Genomic DNA, 17,402 nt, shown 5'->3' with positions numbered 1-17,402 from the left:
TCCGCACGATGGCATTCCCGCGCGTTCGGGTATCCGCTCCGGACTGCATCCGTATCACGGGAAGGGACCGAAGACACACGTGCCGAGCGATCGACACCACGACGAGAGGAAACCGGGATGCGCCGGACCCAGGCGAAGGACCAGCCCGCGGCCGCACCGCCGCCCGTTCCCCGCCTGGTGGCCCCTTCGGGTTCCGCTCTGCGGCGCCGTCGGGCCGGCCGGGCGGCCGCCGGGGCCGGGCGCGGCGCGGAGACCGCGGACGGCATCATGGTGCCGGGCGGACCCGAGGCGGTGGATGCGAACGTGCCCGCCGCGATCGGGCACGCGCTGGAGCAGGTGCTCGCAGACCGGCTCACCCGGGCCGGGGTACTGGACGCCGACTTCGCCGGTGAATTGGCCGAGCGCGTCGCGCGCTTCACCCGGGAGGGCGGCAAGCTCACCCGCCCGCAGCTCCTCTGGTGGTCGATGCGCGCCTGCGGCGGGGGCGACGAGTCGACGGCCGCGGCCGCCCTGCGCATCGGCGCGGCGCTCGAACTGCTCCAGACCTGTGCCCTGGTCCACGACGACGTGATGGACGGGTCGGCTCTGCGGCGAGGCCGCCCGGCGCTCCACGCCGACGTGCGGGACGGATACAGCGGCGCCGCGGCGCCGGCTCGCGCCGCCCGTTTCGGGGAGGCGGCTGCGGTCCTGGCCGGGGACCTGGCACTTGCGTGGGCGGATGACGTGGTGGCGGACACGGCGCTGGACCCGTGGACGGCGACCGTGGTGCGCGAGGTGTGGAGCGATATGCGCATCGAGATGGTGGCGGGCCAGTTCCTCGACCTCCAGGGGCAGCTGACCGGGTCGCGCTCCCCGTCGCGGGCGCTGCGCGCCGCCCACCTCAAGAGTGCCCTGTACTCGGTTCAACGGCCCCTGGCGCTGGGTGCGGCGGTCGCGGGCGCGGACGGCCGGACCATGCGGGCGCTGTGCTCGGCCGGGCGCTGTGTGGGCATGGCCTTCCAGTTGCGCGACGACCTCGAGGACGTCTTCGGCGACCCGCGGCACACCGGCAAGAGCTGCGGCGGGGACATCCGCGGCGGGAAGCCGACCTATCTGGCGGCGCTGGCGGTGGCGCGCGCCAAGGCCAGGGCCGACCGGCCGGCCCTGGCGGTGCTCGAGCGGGCCCTCGGGAACGAGGAGCTGACACGTGCGGGTCTCGACGAGGTACGGGAGGTATTGGTACGGACGGGCGCCCGGGCAGCGGTCGAGGCGAAGATCGAGCGCCTGTCGGCCCAGGGGCTGCGTCACTTCGACGGCGCCTCTCTCCACGCGGACGCCGCGGGCCGCCTGCGCGGGCTGCTGAGCGCGCAGGCGGCCGGCCGCCCTGCGGACCCCCCGCCGGCCCGATCACATCCCGCGTCCGCTGCCGCTCCGGCCGGCTCCGACGCGCCGGAGGGCCGGCGATGACCCGTACGGTGAGTGGCCCCACGGACCACGTGGTGATCGTCGGGGCGGGCCTGGCCGGCCTGTCGGCGGCCCTGCACCTACTGGGAGCGGGGCGCCAGGTCACCGTGGTCGAACGGGACGACCTGCCGGGCGGGCGGGCGGGTCGCCTGCTGCGGGGCGGCTACCGGATCGACACCGGCCCGACCGTGCTGACCATGCCCGACCTCGCCGACGAAGCCTTCGCGGCGGTCGGGGACAGCCTGGACCGGCGGGTGGACCTGATTCCGCTGCACCCGGCCTACCGGGCCTCGTTCGCGGACGGCAGCACCCTGGACGTGCACACCGACCGCGAGGCGATGGCCTCGGCGGTCGAGCGGTTCGCCGGAGCCGGTGAGGCGGCCGGCTACCGGCGGCTGCGCGCCTGGCTGGAGCAGCTCTACCGGGCTCAGATGCGCCGTTTCATCGACGCGAACTTCGACTCGCCCCTGGACCTGCTGACCGTCGACCTCGCCCGGCTGGCGGCGCTCGGCGGATTCGGGCGGCTGGACCGGCGCATCGCGGGCTTCCTGAAGGACGAGCGGCTGCAACGGGTCTTCTCCTTCCAGGCCCTGTACGCGGGCGTGCCGCCGGCTCGGGCACTCGCCGCCTACGCCGTCATCGCCTACATGGACACGGTGGCCGGGGTGTACTTCCCGCGCGGCGGCATGCACGCTCTGCCGCAGGCCATGGCGGACGCCGCCGCCGACGCGGGCGCCGAGCTTCGGTTCGGCGAGCCGGTGACCGGGCTGGAACGCTCCGGCGAGCGGATCACCGCCGTCGTCACCACGAAGGACCGCATCCCCTGCGACGCGGTCGTCCTCACCGCTGACCTGCCGTGCAGTTACCGGCTTCTCGGCCGCCGGCCCCGCAGGCCGGTGAAGCTGCGGCACTCCCCCTCCGCCGTCGTGCTGCACGCGGGCACGGACCGCACCTGGCCGCAACTGGCCCACCACACGATCTCGTTCGGTGCCGCCTGGCGGACCACGTTCGACGAACTCACCCGGCAGGGACGGCTGATGAGCGATCCGTCCCTCCTCATCACCCGGCCCACGGCCACCGACCCCGCTCTCGCCCCACCGGGCCGTCATCTCCACTACGTCCTCGCCCCCTGCCCCAACACCGAGATCGGGCCCGCAGGTGCTGCCTGGGGCGAGCTCGGCCCCCGCTACCGGGCCGACCTGCTGCGCGAGCTGGAACGGCGCGGCCTCGACGGCATCGAGGAGGCCATCGAGGACGAATGCCTGGTCACCCCGGCGGACTGGCTCGGCCAAGGACACGCGGCGGGCACCCCCTTCTCGGCCGCCCACACGTTCCTGCAGACGGGCCCGTTCCGGCCCCGCAATCTGGTCCGGGGCACGCAGAACGCCGTCCTGGCCGGCTGCGGCACCACCCCCGGCGTGGGCGTGCCGACGGCCCTGGTGTCGGGGAAGCTGGCGGCGGCCCGGATCACGGGCGGCGCCCGGCGTACTTCCGGCCGGACCGAGGGGGCGGCCCGATGACCCGCCGTGAACTCGACGCGGCGGGCATCACCGATCCGGCGCTGCGAGCGGCATACCGCCGCTGCCGCGAGCTGAATGCGGCGCACGGAAGGACCTACTTCCTGGCCACCCGCCTGCTGCCGGCCGAACGCCGGCCCGCCGTGCACGCGCTGTACGGATTCGCACGGTGGGCCGACGACATCGTCGACTCGACGGATCCCGGTGCGGACGACGGCCTGCGCGGTGCGCGGCTGGCGGCGCTGCAGCGGCGTCTGGACGAGGGGCTGCATCGGGGGGACAGCGGCGAACCGGTCGTGGCGGCCCTCGCCGATACGGCTCGCCGGTACGCCATCGATCACGGCCACTTCGAGGACTTCATGGCCGCGATGCGGTCCGATCTGGTGGTGACGGCCTACCCCACCTATGCGGACCTGCGCAGCTACATGCACGGGTCGGCGGCCGTGATCGGGCTGCAGATGCTGCCGGTGCTGGGCACGGTGGTGCAGCGAGAGGAAGCCGAGCCGTACGCGGCAGCCCTCGGGGTCGCCTTCCAGCTCACCAACTTCCTGCGGGACGTCGGCGAGGACCTCGACCGCGGGCGCGTGTACCTGCCGGAGGACCTTCTGGCCGGGCACGGGGTCGAGCGGGAGCTGATGCACTGGTGCCGGAGGACGGGCCGCCAGGACCGCCGTGCGCTGGCCGCCCTGCGGGAGTTCGAGGCACTCACCCGCGGCGTCTACCGAGAAGCTCGGCCCGGCCTCGCCATGCTCGATCCGGTGTCCCTTCCCTGCATCCGCACGGCGTACGTCCTGTACGGAAGCATCCTGGACGCGATCAGCCGGGACGGCTATGCGGTGCTGCACCAGCGCGCCGTGGTACCGCGCCGCAGACGCGCGACGGTCGCGGCAGGCGCACTGGCCCAGCTGGCGGCCATCAGGCTGCGCCACCGCCGGCGCTCCGCGCCGGTGCCCGCCCGGACACCTCCGACGCCGCCCGTCGACCCGGCCCGCCCGGTCTCAGAGGAGGTCGCGTGAATCCCGAACCGCCGGCACGGCGCGCCCGTCTGCCCCTTTCGCTGCGCCGCAGCCCCGTGCCGTGGGAGCGGCAACGGCCGACCTGGCGCGACGCCAGGCCGAGCCTCATCGCGGAAGCAGTGAAGCGGGCGCAGGCCCGGCCGTCGGGGAACTGGTACGTGGTGGGGGCGTCCGCCTCGCTGGGCGGCGACCGCCCCCTGGCCCGTACCGTGGCCGACCATGAGGTCGTGCTCTGGCGCGGCGCCGGCGGCCGGCTGCACGCCGGCCCGGGTGCCTGCCCGCACCTCGGGGCGCCTCTCGGGGACAGCCCGGTCCGGTGCGGAGCGCTGGTGTGTCATTGGCACGGACTCGCCCTTGACGGCTCGTCGTTCGCGGGCTGGGAACCGCTGCCGGCCTTCGACGACGGCATCCTCCTGTGGGTGCGTCTCGACGAGGTCGGCGGGGAGGCACCGCTGGACGCCCCCGTCGTGCCGGTCCGGCCGGCTCACGCTCGTGGGGTGACCGCGGTGTACGAGGGCAGGGGGCGCTGCGAACCCGAGGATGTCGTGGCCAATCGTCTGGATCCATGGCACGGTGCCTGGTTCCACCCGTATTCGTTCGTCGACCTCACGGTCGTCGGCTCACCCGGCGGGGACGGCGCCGACGACGGCTTCACCGTCGGCGTCTCCTTCAAGGTGGCCGGTCGCCTGGTGGTACCCGTGCAGGCGGTCTTCACCGCTCCTGAACCACGTACCGTCGTCATGCGCATCACCGAGGGGGAAGGCGCGGGCTCGGTGGTGGAGACGCATGCGACCCCCCTCGGGCCGGACGAACTCGGCCGTCCGCGCACGGCGGTGACCGAGGCCGTGGTGGCCGCCTCGGACCGGCCGGGCTTCGTGTTCGCCCGCTGGGCCGCCCCGGTCCTTCGCCCGGTGATGCGCGCTGCGGCGGCCCGGCTGTGGCGGGACGACCTGGCCTACGCCGAGCGGCGCTGGCACCTGCGCTCCACGGGCCGGTTCCCGGGGTGACCTCGGTTCGACGAACGCCCGCCCGCGTGCGGGCTCACCTCAGAGCGAAGAGCAGGTTGACCGAGTTGTAGTAGTTGGGCAGGTGCACCATCTCCGATCCCGGACGCGGAGGGTCGGCCTTCGGCCAGTTCCGCGGGCCCAGAAGATGGTCGGCGTAGTCGCTGTGCGGGACCTTCGGCACGAACCAGACGCGGTACGCGCCGTATCGTGCGTCCTGCTCGAACCGCCAGAGTTGCGTCACTCGGTCCGCGCCGGTCCGGCACGCGCGGAGGGTGACCTCGGCGAGATTCCCGCCGCGGGTGGTTCCGTCGAGGCAGGTGCCGGTGTCCGCGTTGCGGAGCTGGTACGTGTTCTGGTGGGCCGGGAGCCGCTGCCACCCCTGGTCGGCCTTTCCGGTGCACTTCTCCAACTGCAACGAGCCGTCGGAACCGCCGTCGCCAAGGCCGACGCACAGGCCCGAGGCCACGTTGACCAGGGCGGCTCCGGCGTGGTCCGGCGAGGGCGAAGCCGAGGTCGGCGCGGCGGACGCAGAGGCGGACGGGGAGGCGGACGGGAGACCCGTGGCGGGGGCCGTGGCGAAGGCCGCCGATCCGATGGCCATGATCGGTGCTGCCTCCGGGAGCGGGCTGCTGCCCGGAGCCGCGGGGGTTGCGGCGGGGGCTGCGGCCCTGCCGGAACCGTTGCTCCCGGAGTCGGCCGGCAGCAGGACGGCCGCGGTGGCCGCCGTTCCCACCACGGCTGCCGCAGCCACCCATTTCACGGCGCCGGCCTTCGCTGCGGCGAGCTGCGTCCCGTTCAGTGTGGCCGCGGCGAGATGTGTGCCGTTCCCGCCCAGGGCCGACAGGAAGGAGGCGGGGTTCCACAGCAGGATTCCACCCAGCAACAGCACGCCCAGACGGCCGTTGACGTCGCGCAGGTCACGCTCGGCCCGTGCGCAGTCGTCGCACCCCTGGAGGTGGCGGCTCAGGTCCCGGGTGAGGCGTTTGCCCGGCCGGCGCAGCCTGGCGGCGATCTGCCCCCCGTAGTGCCGGCACTCGTCGCTCGCGCTCTGGTCCAGATGGGCGCGCAGGTACGCCTCCTTCAGGCCTTCCCGTGCCCGCGCGACCAGTGAGCCGACGCCTCCCGCCGATATCCCGAGGCGTGCCGCGGTCTCGGCCGCCGGCTCGCCTTCGACGACGGAGTGCCACAGCACGGCCTGCCAGCGCTCCGGCAGCGACTCGTAGGCACGCAGGACCAGCGATCCTTCTTCCGCCGTGAACACGGCGTCCTCGGCGTCCTGGCCGTCCGAGAGTTGCGCGGCCCATTCCTCGAAGTCGTCCGACAGCCGGGTACGGGCGGCCTCCCGCGCCCATGTGGCCGCCAGACGGCGCACACAGGTCAGCAGGTAGGGCCGCCAGGCGTACTCGGGGCCGGCACCCCAGGCGATGGCCCGGTAGGTACGGGCGAAGGCCTCGGCAGCGAGGTCCTGGGCGGTGGACAGGTCTCGGCAGCACGTGCGGGCGTAGGCGAGCACCGAGGAGTGGTGACGGGCGAACACCTCGTCCATCACGTCGCCGACCGCCGCGTCGGGCTCCGAGGTGTGCCCACGCAGCAGGGCACAGAGCTCCCCGTCGCTGAGGCTTCGAAGTTGCTGCTGACGGGGGGTCCCCGGTGTACTCAACACGCGCTCCCGTGTGGCTTGCTGGTGACCCGGGCGTCGGATCCGGGTACGTCTGTCAGGGGTGCGACGCTGCGCCCGACCGGAATTCGCGCAAGCATGCACCGTCGCTCGGCTGCAAGCAAACGGGGCGTCGTCGGCGCGAGGTGCGGACGGCGCCGGCCGACGCGGGCCGGACGACTGCAGCAACCCGGTCGGCCAACCTGGCTCCCGATGCGGCGCGATGCGTCATCGCGTCCCAACTAGAGTACAAATGGAGCCTGTTGGAGCTGCGCTTTTGATTCCTGAGAGGCGATGAGAACAGGATCGATCGGCGCGGCCTCCGCTCTTGTGCGCGACGGCAACGCATTCCGGAGGGAGCTTGCGTTTCGTGGACTCCTCCCACCCGGGTGCCGTTGGCGGTCAGGAGGATCACACGAACCGGAATGTCCGGCATGCCGCTATGAGGACGTCGGCATCTTGCCGCGCCGCGTGCGCCCACCCCGGATCGGTGTCGGACCGCTGTCGGCACACCCCCCGAATGCGCTCACGCCGGTACACGTGAACGCGCTCAGTTGGGGTCAGTCGTGGACACGAGCCTCACTCAGCACCCACGTGTCGGCCGTGCGGACATCCCAGCTGGAACTGTCGAACTCTCTCAGCGTCAGCATCAGTTCGCCTCCCGCGCAGCCGTCGAAGTCTGCGTCGACCGCCTGTATGTGCGGCGCCTCCATGGCCAGCAACTCAAGGGTGGGGATTTTCCGGTGCCGGCTGAAGCCTTCAGCACCTGAGCGAAAGCCGGGTGCGCCGGTTCGTCGAAGATCTGCACCTTCCATCTCAGCCCGAGTCCGTAACTCCCCCAGCCCGAACCAGGAGCTCAGCCAGGGTGACGTAGCGCCGGTCAGCCCGGCAGCCCGAGTGAGGAATGCCGTCCCGCCAGGCCGCAAAAGGAGACCATCTGCATGGGCGATGGTGTTTCAGTCATGGGCCCGGCATCCTGATTCGATCTCGGAGGATCGCATTCCAGCTCTTCCGTTCTGTTTCGCCTCCCCAGCACGCCCTGGGCGGCGTCGACGCCGCGATCACATCAGCCGCGCAGCATCGTCGCAGCGGGGCGGCCTGCCCCGTCGGCAAGCCGCCCTGGCTCAGCGAAACTCGTGGACCACCTGGATCTCGCCGACAGTGTGAGCGTTGAAGTCGTCCAGCTCCTCGGCCGGTACCCACAACTCGATGATCGTGCGCCCGCCCGCCTGCTGGACGGGGTACCGGCTCAAGAACTCCGCCGAGGCGGCCAAGCGCGCCAGTTCAGCTCGCGGACCAGGGCCAGCTCCTCGAGGCCGGTCTCCGAATCCGGGAGGCCGCTGGTACGGCCGGTCTGCAACCGGACGATACCCGTGCCGGAAACTGGGGAGCTACCCAGTTTGCGCACCAGGTCATAGCCCGTGACCAGCCCTTTCGCAGCAGCCCTTAGGATCCCGTCACCGTCTGGCCCAGGATCGGCGTACTGCACTGCGGTCCCACCGATCCGGCCCTCGACCACCAGACCGGCTGCTTCCGGGCGACCTGATCACCTCAGGCAATGTGACGTGACCGGGCGATACCGGCTACAGGAGGTCGAGCACCTCACCTCGGCCTTGTACGGCTACCAGGCTGCAGGGCGGTAGTCCTTGAGGAACACCGCGTGCAGGGGCCGGCCCGCCTCACCCTCGCGAATGGGGTGGTAGATACGTGCCGCGCCGTCGACGACGTCCAGCGGAGGCCTCCATCCTGTCGCTGCGTGTCGCGCCCGTGCGGCTGCGGGCTTCTCGTCCGTGACCCAGCCGGTGTCGACTGAGCAGCAGTGGATTCCCCGTGAGGCGAGAGCGGAGGCGCTGGTGCGGGTGAGCATGTTCAGGGCGGCCTTGGCCATGTTGGTGTGCGGATGGTCGGGCGACTTGTTGAGCGCGCCGAACTGGCCCTCCACCGCCGAGACGTTGATCAGGTAGCGGGTGGGGTGGGGCGAAGCCTCCATCAGCGGCAGCAGTCGGTCGGCGAGAAGGAACGGGGCGACGGCATTGACGAGTTGCACCTCGATGAGTTCCGCGGCACTGATCTGGCCGAGCTGCAGGGTCCAGGAGTTCATCGGGGCGGTATCGGGCAGCAGTCCTGCCGCATCGACCGCGCCCCCTGTGTCCGCGGGTATGTCGAGTGCGGTCGCGGCCGGGGTGCCGCCTGTGGTCAGGGCGCGGTGGGGATGGCCGGGCACGACGAAGCCCGGGGCCACCCAGTGACGTGCGGCCGGAAGCCCGGCCGCTTCGGTGGCGGCCAGGGCCGCGTATGTCTCGGGTGCGCGGCGCAGGGTCTGGGCTGCGTTGTTGATGAGGATGTCCAGCGGGCGGGCGCGTGCCAACTCCTGCTCGGTGAAGGCCAGTACCTGCCGCGGGTCCCGCAGGTCGAGCGCGGCTACGGTCAGCCGGTTCCACCAGCGGTCACGGTCTGGGGCGGCGGCGAATCGGGCTGCGGCATCGCGGGGGAAGCGGGTGGTGACGGTCAGGTCGGCGCCGTCGCGCAGCAGCATCAGGGCGAGTTCGTGGCCGATCTTGACTCGGCCGCCGGTCAGCAGCGCGCGGCGTCCGGTGAGGTCGGTGCGTGCAGTGCGCTGGTCGAGGTTGGAGGTGGCGCAGGTCATGCACAGGTGGTGGTAGAAGGGGTGCACTTCCCTGTAATGGTCCTTGCAGATGTAGCACCGTTGACCGCGGCGCAGGGTGCCCAGGACCGCCGGCTTCTGCGCGGCGGCCGTCGGCCCGCCTGCGGACGGCTCGGAGTCGGGTCCGGCTTCTGTCAGCTGCTGCGGGCCGGGCAGCCGGGTGGGGAGGGCGGTGTCCATGATCCGGTCGCGTGATCCGGTGACGGTGGCGGCGAGGAGCGCGGCGTCGAACTCCCGGTCCCTTACGCGTGCTCGGGCCCTGCGATCGCGACGGCCGCGCCGGAGGAGGTTCTTGGCGGCTCCCTCGATGCGGCGCCGCTGCGCGTCCTCCGCCGGCAGTTCGGCGGCCTGCTTGAGTAGCGCCAGCAGGTTCTCCACCGACTCGCTGTCCATACACGTCTTCGAATTCACCGCCCCATTCTCAGGGTCGGCCGGCCTGCCCCGACCTGCCGCCCCTCCGGGGTGATGGCAGGCCGCACCCACGCCCCGCGATGCGGGCATGCCCCCGCCCTGCAGGGCGGGCTTCGCCTCGGCCTCTGCCGGGGCTGCCCCTGGTGTGGTCCGGGAAGCCCACGGTGTCCCGCGTCCGGGAACCGTGCGAAACGGAGCCCCCGTGCGACAGGCCCGCCGCCTCACCGACCCACCGCACCCCAGCTCTGATTCCTCGCCGCCCGCCTCCCCTCGTCCAGGGCCTGTTCGATCATTTGCTTCCAGACCGTTCCGCAGCTCGGCGTGAGGTGCGGGCGATCGATCGCCGAGCCGGACCGACGTCCGGGACGGACGGCCGCCGACGCCTTGAATCGATGACGGATCGTCAACTGCCCACACCTGTTTGACAAGGACCATTTACATCTAGACAAGGCCCCTTTACATTGCCCTCATGAGGAGAACACCAGAGAATCGCCAGAGCCGAAGCGACACGGCCCGCACCCGAGCGTGGTTCCTCGACTGGTTGCCGGCGGTCATCGCCCTCGGGCTGCTCAGCCTGATCGCAGAGTTCGGCCTCTTCGGCTCGGCGGATTCGTGGAAGCTGTTCTGGTCGCTGCTGAACCTCGCCCCGGGCCTGTGGATCGTCCGGGCCGTGGTCAGGAGCTTGCGCCGCGCCGACGAGTACCAGCGTCGCGGCCAGCTCGAGGCTCTGGCGATCGGGTTCGGCGTGCTGCTCATGTCGATCTTCGCCGTCGGGCTCCTCCAGACGGCCGGGGTGGGCGACCTGCGCCAGCTGGTCCAGATCAGCTTCCTCGGAAGCATCCTGATCTGGATCGCGGCCCTGCTGTTCAAGACCCCGCGCACCCGGTGAAGAACCGGCTCAGGGAGCTGCGGGCGGTGCACCGTTGGAGTCAGGTCGACCTCGCTGACCGCCTCGACGTCTCACGGCAAACCGTCTACGCCATCGAAACGGGTCGCTACGACCCCAGCCTGCCGCTCGCGTTCAAGATCGCCTCCTTGTTCGGCGAACCGATCGAGGACCTCTTCTTCCCGGACGAAGACACGGACCGCGAACCGCAGTGATCCGTGTGCCGAGTCGCGGCATTCCGGGCCGTGTCTCGGATACCCGTTCCGAGTGCGCCAACCCGTCGACTCGGCCACCACGCCTCCGGGCCCGGGGTACGGTCTTCATGTGATCTACCTGATCGGCGGCCCACCCCGGGTGGGTAAGAGCACCCTGGCGTGGATGCTGCTCGAGCGGGAGGGCCTCCCGGGATGCCCGACCGATGCCCTGGTGTCGATGCTGCAACACGCTGCCCCCGAGCACGGCGTGCGGCATGGTACGCATCCGGACAAGGCAGTGTTCGCCCAGCCGTTCCTCATCGAGTTCATCCGCGCAGTTGCAGAGGCTCTCGACGACTCCGATCCCCATGACGGCTATGTGATCGAGGGCGACATCGTCACACCGGTGGCGGCCACGACCGCCGCCGAGCTCGGGATACCGCTGACCTCCGTCTTCCTCGGAAACACGAAACTGTCCCCCGAGCACCTGCGGGCCGCACCGGACTGGCTCGAGGCAGCCGATGACACCACCTACCGGGAGATCGCCGCGTGGGTGAGGGATCGGAGCTCCGCTCTGCGCGAGGCGTGTGCCGCCTCCGGGCACGTCTACGTCGAGTTGGGGACCGGCTACGCGCAGGGAATCGAGCGGGCCTACGCCGCATTGCTGGGGAGGACCTGACCTTCCGGCGTCAGCGGCCGCCAAGTAGAACGTGGCGGCCATCGCGGGCCGCGACCGGGTCAGGGAACGGTGATGATGAGCACCTGGCCGTGTGCGGACAGGTGTTGCGCGTCCTCCATACCGGCGACCCAGCTGGTGAGGGCGTACCGGCCCCGGGCGAGGGGCATCCCGATGACCGCGCTCCGGCCCGGGGAGAGCGGTGGCGTCCCCAGCTGCGCGGCGAGGTCGAAGGGCCTGGGCGTCTGCCGAGTGTCCTGGAAGAACCTCTGGACGTCGGCATCGGTGACGGAGTCGTCGGTGAGCGGGTACACCGCGAGCTCGTCAACCTGTCCTCGCATCGCGTTCACGTAGCGCAAGGGCCGGTCCCGGCGGATGCGCCCGTCGAGGACGAAGCGCGGGCCCCGCGCCGTGTCGACGGCGGTGACGGTGGCGGTGGCGGACGGACAGGTGCGCCCGGCTCCGGCCTCCTCGGCCGCGTGGAGGAGGAGCGGGCTGACGTACTCTGCGCCGGGGAGGGGACCGCGTCCGATGGGACCCTCGAAGTCCTTGTACTCCAGCACGAGGTACGGGCCGGGCGGCAGCCACGCCGTGAAGGACGACTGCGAACCGGGGACCGCCATGGCGCCGCCGTACAGCTCGGCATCGGCCATCAGCGCCTTGGACGCCTCGATGACGCCCTGCGGACTCTCCTTCTCGAAGACGTCGCGCAGGTGCCTGCGGAAGGACGCCTCACCGATGCCCCGGCGGAGTCGGGCGATACCGACGATGCCGGTACGGGTACTGGTCGTCCGTACCCGGAAGGTCACCGCGCCGGCGACCGCGGTCGCCGGCGTGCTGAAACCGTCCTCGCCGGTCACGATGTCGAGCGGCTCCGGCCCCCGCGACGGCGAGCCGGCTCCGATGAGCGCGAGAGCTGCCGTCGCCGTGCCGGCGGTCAGAAGACCGCGCCTGGTCCACGTGTTCATGATCTGCTCCTCTTCTTGCCGGAAACGCACAGACCGCCGCGTCGTGTGACCGTGCTGCGGCGTGCGGGGAGTTCACTGGGCCGGCCAGGCGAACGGGCAGCCCACCAGGTGGTACTTGAGCAGCATGCTCGTCATCGTGACCGCGGCCACGGCCGTGACGGTGAACAGGATGCAGCCGGTCACGCTCCACCAGCTGCGGAGCCAGGCCGCGATCGCCCAGGCCACGACACCAGGCGTCAACGCCACGAGCGCCGTGCCCAGCATCATGATGGTGGACAGCAGCGGCGCTCCGAGCGGCACCATTTCCATCATCGCGTTGCCGTCCCGGACGGCCGCGCCGAGTGCGGCCGTGAACGCGGCCGCGATCAGCCCGGTCGCCGAGGCCGTGGAGCGTGCGGCCCGTGCTGCGCGGGGGTGCACGCTTCGGCCCCGCTGCCAGCGCACCAGGGCGGTTACGGGGTAAGCCGGCGCGGCAAGTACCAGCACGCCCGTACTGGTGCCGAGCAGTCCCAGGTACAGGGCCGGCGACTGGCGCCGGGCCAGCTTCTCGTAGGTGGTCGACGGGACCGCCGACGAGACGAAAACGCCCTTGGCGAAGGCCAGGGTCGCGCGGGTCGACCGGAGTTCGGGTACGGACGTCCGCGACGCCGTAGCCCTTGGCCAGGACGGTCCGGCCGCCGGATGCGACGGTGACGGCCGCGCCGGAAATGCGATCGTCATCCAGGTAGTCGGCTACGGCGGCGTCGACGAGGGAGTCGAGACGGGGCGGAGCGGCCGCGCGAGCGGGTGCCGCGAGGGAGAGCCGCGCGGCGGAGGTGATCGTGATCGTGGCGGCCATCGAGGTGAGGGGCCGCCGTATCGACGTCGTGCGCATACATCGACGATCTCGTTCGGGGACCGTCCGGCGGCAGTGCGAGGCACATCGGCCAATGTGTATTTCACACCCGTGCGGCGCACTGGCGTGCGTCTAACGTGACCTCATGAATGGGTGGGGCTGGGCATTTCGGCGCGGGCGGGGAATCGGGCCCGGAGGCGCCGAGCCGGGAATCGGGAGCGTTGGGGGTCGGCCGGGCGAGCCGGTCGCCGGCCCGGCTCCGGAAGGTCGCTCCTGGGGAGCCGGCCCTTCGGCCGGCACGGATGCCGATGCCGCTACGGATGCCGGCCCCGACGCCGGTCCGGCGCCGGCGGTCGTATCGGGGATCCTCGTCGTCGTCGTGCTCGGCTTTTCCTTCGAACCCGGTGTCGCCCTGCCGCGCCCGGCCGCCGTGCCGATGCTGCTGCTCCAGTTGGCCACCTGCCTGCCTTCGGCGCGGCGGCTGCGCGGGGCCTGGACCCTCTGCGCGCAGGTCCTGCTCACGCCCTGGTCCGGGCTGCCCGGTTTCCTCGGCGCCTCCGTCCTGCTGGTCGTCGAACGGCGCTTCCGGTGGGCCTTGTTCACGGGCGTCGTGCTGGCTGCGGGGCCGCTCGCGCCCGGCGACGGCGGTGTCCATTCCGTCCTCAACGGTATCGGCAACGCGCTCGCCCACGGATTGGTCATCTATGCGCTGACCCGGCTCACCGACCTGTACACCGAGCTCCGCGCCACCCGTGGCGCACTGGCGGAGGCCTTGGTCACCGCCGAGCGGGAACGCGCCGGGCGCAGTCTGGACGCGGTGCTGGGTACGGCCCTGGCGGAGATCGCCCGGCTGGCCGGGCAGGGTACGCATGCGGCGCGGCGACTCGTGACGGTCGCGCGGGCGGCGACCGAGCGCGTGCGCGCCGCGCCGCCCGCGCAGTCGGCCGGCGGGGCGGACGTCCTTCCTGGTGCCCTGTCGCCCCGGCTGGTGTGGCCCATCGTGGTCGCCACCCACGTCGAGTACCTCGTCGTGGGCACTGCGTTCCTGCTCGGTGCCGGGGTCCCGGGCGGGCGGGTCGTCGCCTACGCGGCCGCACTGGGGGCGGTGGTCGCACTGCAGGCGTACCACTCCATGCCGCGTCTCCCGGGCATGCGTCCCCCGTACGTCGCGTGGACGCTGGGCGCGCAGCTCATCCTCGCCCTGGGCATGCTGGCCGCTCCCGACGGGCCGTACCCCCAGCTGGTGGGTTTCGCGGCCGCCTCCGTGCTGATCGTCCTTCCCGGGCGCACCGCCTGGCCGGCGGTCGGGGCGACGACCGCGCTGGCAGCGATCGCAATGTTGCTGCGGACGGATGGGCCGGGGGCTGGAGGCACCGTTCTCCTCCTGCTGGACGTAGTGGTGATCGCTTCGGTCTTCTACGGCCTTGCCCTGCTCACCCGCCTCGTCCGCCAGGTGCGGGAGGCCCGCGGAGCACTGGCAGCGCTGGCCGTGGCGCGAGAGCGGCGGCGCATCGCCCGGGACGTCCACGACCTGCTGGGCCACGGGCTGTCCGCGATCGTCCTGAAGGGCGAGCTGGCAGTCCGCGACCCCGACCGGGAGCGGGCCGATCGACATCTCGCGGATGTGGCAGCGCTGGCCGAACGGGCTCTGGCGGACCTTCGGGCGATCCCGGGGGAAAGCACGGAGATCTCCCTGGCCGAGGAAGTGGACTCCGCCCGGAAGATCCTGGCTGCCGCGGGCGTCGCCGTGCAGGTGCGGGGCGATGCGGACGAGGTGGAGGGCGCGTCGGAGGCACTGTTCGCCACGGTGTTGCGGGAGGCCGTGGCGAACGTGCTGCGACACGCGGCGGGAGCCCGCCGGTGCGAGGTGGATTTCGGCCCGAGGCTGCTGCGGGTGGCGGACGACGGCCGTGCGGTTCCTCCGCCCTCACCGGGGCGAGGCTGCGCCGCGGGTCCCGGTGGCAACGGGCTGAGGAATCTGCGTGAGCGCGCGGGCGCACTCGGCGGGGTCTTGGACGCCGGGCCGGCTCCGCACGGCCGCGGCTACGTCCTGACCGTCCGTCTGGAATCCGTTCCCGTCCCCGTCGTCGGGTGAACTCCGTGTCACTCCAGCCAGCCGTGCTCCCGGGCGATCCGCACCGCGTCGAGCCGGTTGCGGGCGCCGAGCTTGGTGACGGCGGCACCGAGGTAGTTCCGTACGGTGCCCTGCGTGAGGTGCAACTCGCCGGCGATCTCGTCGAGCTCAGCGCCGGTGGCGGCCAGCCGCAGCACATCGGTTTCGCGGGAGGTGAGGGGGCTCTCCTGGGCGGTGAGCGCCGCAGCTGCCAGCTTCGGATCGATGACGTGCTCCCCCACGGCGACACTGCGGATCGCGGCGGCGAGCCGATCGGGCTGGGCGTCCTTGAGCATGAACCCGCCCACCCGGGCGGCGAGTGCCGACCTCAGCGCCTCGGGCCGGCCCAGAGCGGTGAGGATCAGGATCCGGCAGTCGGGAAGCACGGCGCGGAGGTCGCGGGCGGCGGTGAGGCCGTCGGCGCCGGGCATGTTCAGGTCGAGTACCGCGACGGTGGGGTGGTGGGCGAGGGCGGCGGGTACGACGGCGTCGCCGCGAGCCACCTCGGCCACGACCTCCATGTCAGGTTCCATGCCCAGCAGGGCGGCCAGCGCCCCTCGGATCATGTGCATGTCCTCGGCCAGCAGAATGCGGATCACTGTCCCTCCCGGAAGATCGTAACGGCCGACGGCGGAAGGGCTCGGCCCGCCGGGATGCTCCGTGGCAACCGCAACACATGCTTCAGGACGCTGCATTGATCCCGCTGGACGTGTCTGCCGTCCACCTCGCCGAACCCGCCGGGCGCCGGAACCCGCTGCTGACGGGATGTCCGGCGTCGGTGGTCGTACGGTCCACGGGACGGCGCCGGACGACCCTGCGTCCGGGCGGTTCCTTCCGGGCTCGGCCTACACGAACTCGCTCTTGTAGAAGACGCTCGCGTGGCGGGCTCCCGATGTGTTCGAGTGGAAGCCGAAGGCAAGCCGCGGCCCGCCCGGGGACTGCCAGATCGCCATGCCCTGCGGTTCGCGGCCCGGCAGGGACTGGCCGGCCGTCGTTGCGAAGCGGTCCACCACCGTGGAGTTCCCGACGTCGTTCAGGTCGACCGTGGTGATGTACGAGGGGTTTCCCACGGGGCCTTCCAGCAGGTAGGCGTACCGGCCGTAGGCGGCGAAGCCCTGGAAAGGGTTGGCCTTGCCCCAGTCGCCGCGGGCCGGCAGGGCCCGCTCCACCAGCCGGTGCGCGCTGGTGAGCCGCCCGGCGCGGGCATCGTTCAGTGTGAAGGCGACGATGCGGCGCTGGTCGGTTCCGACGTTGTAGCGCACGAGCAGACGGTCCGTGGACGGGTCGATCACGGGCTGCGGGTTGATCATCGTGTCGCCGATCGAGGGCGTGCGGTCCTGGACCGAGGGGTCGTCCTGCTCCAGTACGGCCCCGTTGACGAACGGGAACCGGCCGATCCGCGTACCGAATCCGCTGGCACTCGTCTTCCACTCGGTCCACAGGTGGACCTGACCGCCGTACGGCTCCACCGCGATCGATACGCCGTGGCCGAAGCCGTGGAGGGCCATGGACCCCAGCTGGTTGCCCCCCGTGTCGGTCTGGGTGACCCACAGGTCGCCGTTGGTGCTCCCCGTCTTCGTCTGCAGGAAGTACACGTGCCGGTGAACGTTGTCGTATCCGAAGGACTGCATCACCCAGTTGGCATGGAGCGGCTTCTTCCATATCGGATTGCCGCCGGATCCGTCGAGCTTGAACCGTGGCGAGTCGGGCACGACCGCGCTCGCGGGGGAAGCCGTGAAGAGGGGAAGTGCGGCGCCGCCCACCACGGCGGCGGCGACGCCTGCACCCGTCTTGAGGAACCCGCGTCGGCTGGTGGCGCGCTTCGCTGAACCGTCGGTGCTCATGAAGAACTTCCCCTCTTCAAACCCGGTCGTGTGTGAGGTCGTACGGCTGACGAGTCATCAACAATGTTGTGCAGAAGTACATTTGTGCAACATCATTCGTTCAGCACGGGCATCAATGTCTGGATCTTCTACCTCGCGGGCCGGTGAGGCCGTTTGCGAGCCCTCCCAGG

15 protein-coding genes and 2 pseudogenes are annotated in these 17,402 nt (G+C 71.7%); 8 read left to right on the top strand and 9 right to left on the bottom strand.

The genetic code is table 11. The features are described 5' to 3' along the window. The first annotated feature begins 117 nt into the window (after positions 1-117). From OHA91_RS38305 to OHA91_RS38290, 4 genes are read left to right on the top strand one after another with little or no spacing between them, the layout of a single operon-like run. Positions 118-1,446, top strand: a complete 1,329-nt coding sequence (locus OHA91_RS38305) for a polyprenyl synthetase family protein (protein ID WP_328740969.1) — start codon at positions 118-120, stop codon at positions 1,444-1,446. After that, positions 1,443-2,963 carry a phytoene desaturase family protein gene (gene crtI, locus OHA91_RS38300; protein WP_031155046.1) on the top strand — a complete coding sequence of 507 codons (1,521 nt, stop codon included), beginning with the start codon at positions 1,443-1,445 and terminating at the stop codon, positions 2,961-2,963. Before OHA91_RS38305 ends, crtI begins: the two co-directional genes overlap by 4 nt. After that, positions 2,960-3,976, top strand: coding sequence for a phytoene/squalene synthase family protein (locus OHA91_RS38295; protein ID WP_328740967.1), 1,017 nt, complete (start codon positions 2,960-2,962; stop codon positions 3,974-3,976). Before crtI ends, OHA91_RS38295 begins: the two co-directional genes overlap by 4 nt. Next, positions 3,973-4,983, top strand: coding sequence for a DUF5914 domain-containing protein (locus tag OHA91_RS38290; RefSeq protein ID WP_031155042.1), 1,011 nt, complete (start codon positions 3,973-3,975; stop codon positions 4,981-4,983). The genes OHA91_RS38295 and OHA91_RS38290 overlap by 4 nt, the downstream gene beginning before the upstream one ends. 34 nt (positions 4,984-5,017) lie before the next feature. Here OHA91_RS38290 and OHA91_RS38285 read toward each other — a convergent pair whose 3' ends face one another. The 4 genes and pseudogenes from OHA91_RS38285 to OHA91_RS38270 form a co-directional block, all read right to left on the bottom strand. Further along, positions 5,018-6,643: a sigma-70 family RNA polymerase sigma factor gene (locus tag OHA91_RS38285; RefSeq protein WP_328740966.1), complete on the bottom strand. Its 1,626-nt coding sequence runs from the start codon at positions 6,641-6,643 to the stop codon at positions 5,018-5,020. A 557-nt stretch (positions 6,644-7,200) separates the two neighbouring features. Beyond that, complete coding sequence (locus tag OHA91_RS38280) at positions 7,201-7,455, bottom strand: hypothetical protein (protein ID WP_245240222.1); 255 nt, start codon at positions 7,453-7,455, stop codon at positions 7,201-7,203. 309 nt (positions 7,456-7,764) lie between these two features. Further along, positions 7,765-8,000, bottom strand: a pseudogene (locus OHA91_RS38275) (hypothetical protein). Between the two features lie 261 nt (positions 8,001-8,261). Next, on the bottom strand, positions 8,262-9,716 hold the full coding sequence (locus tag OHA91_RS38270; protein WP_328740965.1) for an SDR family oxidoreductase: 1,455 nt from the start codon (positions 9,714-9,716) through the stop codon (positions 8,262-8,264). 469 nt (positions 9,717-10,185) lie between these two features. On the opposite strand from OHA91_RS38270, the gene OHA91_RS38265 reads away from it, so the two are divergent. From OHA91_RS38265 to OHA91_RS38255, 3 genes are all read left to right on the top strand, one after another. Next, a complete protein-coding gene (locus tag OHA91_RS38265; protein ID WP_328740964.1) occupies positions 10,186-10,605 on the top strand; it encodes a hypothetical protein in 420 nt (139 codons plus the stop codon). Further along, the gene (locus OHA91_RS38260; RefSeq protein WP_328740963.1) at positions 10,602-10,817 is read left to right on the top strand and encodes a helix-turn-helix transcriptional regulator; all 216 of its coding nucleotides are present in this window, start codon (positions 10,602-10,604) and stop codon (positions 10,815-10,817) included. The genes OHA91_RS38265 and OHA91_RS38260 overlap by 4 nt, the downstream gene beginning before the upstream one ends. A gap of 109 nt (positions 10,818-10,926) precedes the next feature. After that, positions 10,927-11,475 carry a hypothetical protein gene (locus tag OHA91_RS38255; protein WP_328740961.1) on the top strand — a complete coding sequence of 183 codons (549 nt, stop codon included), beginning with the start codon at positions 10,927-10,929 and terminating at the stop codon, positions 11,473-11,475. Positions 11,476-11,534: 59 nt separating this feature from the next. Here OHA91_RS38255 and OHA91_RS38250 read toward each other — a convergent pair whose 3' ends face one another. The 3 genes and pseudogenes from OHA91_RS38250 to OHA91_RS39975 form a co-directional block, all read right to left on the bottom strand. After that, on the bottom strand, positions 11,535-12,440 hold the full coding sequence (locus OHA91_RS38250) for a hypothetical protein (protein ID WP_328740960.1): 906 nt from the start codon (positions 12,438-12,440) through the stop codon (positions 11,535-11,537). A gap of 72 nt (positions 12,441-12,512) precedes the next feature. Then, positions 12,513-13,160 carry a hypothetical protein gene (locus tag OHA91_RS38245; RefSeq protein WP_328740959.1) on the bottom strand — a complete coding sequence of 216 codons (648 nt, stop codon included), beginning with the start codon at positions 13,158-13,160 and terminating at the stop codon, positions 12,513-12,515. After that, positions 13,108-13,278 (bottom strand): annotated as a pseudogene (locus tag OHA91_RS39975) (hypothetical protein); the annotation flags it as partial. The gene OHA91_RS38245 and the pseudogene OHA91_RS39975, both read right to left, overlap by 53 nt. A 376-nt stretch (positions 13,279-13,654) precedes the next feature. On the opposite strand from OHA91_RS39975, the gene OHA91_RS38240 reads away from it, so the two are divergent. After that, the gene (locus OHA91_RS38240; RefSeq protein ID WP_328740956.1) at positions 13,655-15,370 is read left to right on the top strand and encodes a histidine kinase; all 1,716 of its coding nucleotides are present in this window, start codon (positions 13,655-13,657) and stop codon (positions 15,368-15,370) included. An 8-nt stretch (positions 15,371-15,378) separates the two neighbouring features. Here the strand turns inward: OHA91_RS38240 and OHA91_RS38235 are convergent, their stop codons facing one another. Continuing rightward, a complete protein-coding gene (locus OHA91_RS38235) occupies positions 15,379-15,987 on the bottom strand; it encodes a response regulator transcription factor (RefSeq protein ID WP_328740955.1) in 609 nt (202 codons plus the stop codon). 246 nt (positions 15,988-16,233) lie between these two features. Beyond that, positions 16,234-17,232 (bottom strand): phage baseplate protein, encoded by a 999-nt coding sequence (locus tag OHA91_RS38230; protein WP_328740953.1) that lies wholly within the window; start codon positions 17,230-17,232, stop codon positions 16,234-16,236. Positions 17,233-17,402: the final 170 nt, after the last annotated feature.

Origin of the sequence: Streptomyces erythrochromogenes, assembly GCF_036170895.1 — a bacterium.
Taxonomy (GTDB): Bacteria; Actinomycetota; Actinomycetes; order Streptomycetales; family Streptomycetaceae; genus Streptomyces; species Streptomyces erythrochromogenes.
This window is presented reverse-complemented; position numbering and strand designations above follow the sequence as displayed.

What these genes read in the sequence shown, in the direction of transcription:
- OHA91_RS38305 (WP_328740969.1), top strand. Translation starts at nt 118, where the DNA reads ATGCGCCGGACCCAGGCGAAGGACCAGCCCGCGGCCGCACCGCCGCCC.
- crtI (WP_031155046.1), top strand. Translation starts at nt 1,443, where the DNA reads ATGACCCGTACGGTGAGTGGCCCCACGGACCACGTGGTGATCGTCGGG.
- OHA91_RS38295 (WP_328740967.1), top strand. Translation starts at nt 2,960, where the DNA reads ATGACCCGCCGTGAACTCGACGCGGCGGGCATCACCGATCCGGCGCTG.
- OHA91_RS38280 (WP_245240222.1), bottom strand. Translation starts at nt 7,455, where the DNA reads ATGGAAGGTGCAGATCTTCGACGAACCGGCGCACCCGGCTTTCGCTCA.
- OHA91_RS38265 (WP_328740964.1), top strand. Translation starts at nt 10,186, where the DNA reads ATGAGGAGAACACCAGAGAATCGCCAGAGCCGAAGCGACACGGCCCGC.
- OHA91_RS38250 (WP_328740960.1), bottom strand. Translation starts at nt 12,440, where the DNA reads ATGAACACGTGGACCAGGCGCGGTCTTCTGACCGCCGGCACGGCGACG.
- OHA91_RS38245 (WP_328740959.1), bottom strand. Translation starts at nt 13,160, where the DNA reads ATGACGATCGCATTTCCGGCGCGGCCGTCACCGTCGCATCCGGCGGCC.
- OHA91_RS38230 (WP_328740953.1), bottom strand. Translation starts at nt 17,232, where the DNA reads ATGAGCACCGACGGTTCAGCGAAGCGCGCCACCAGCCGACGCGGGTTC.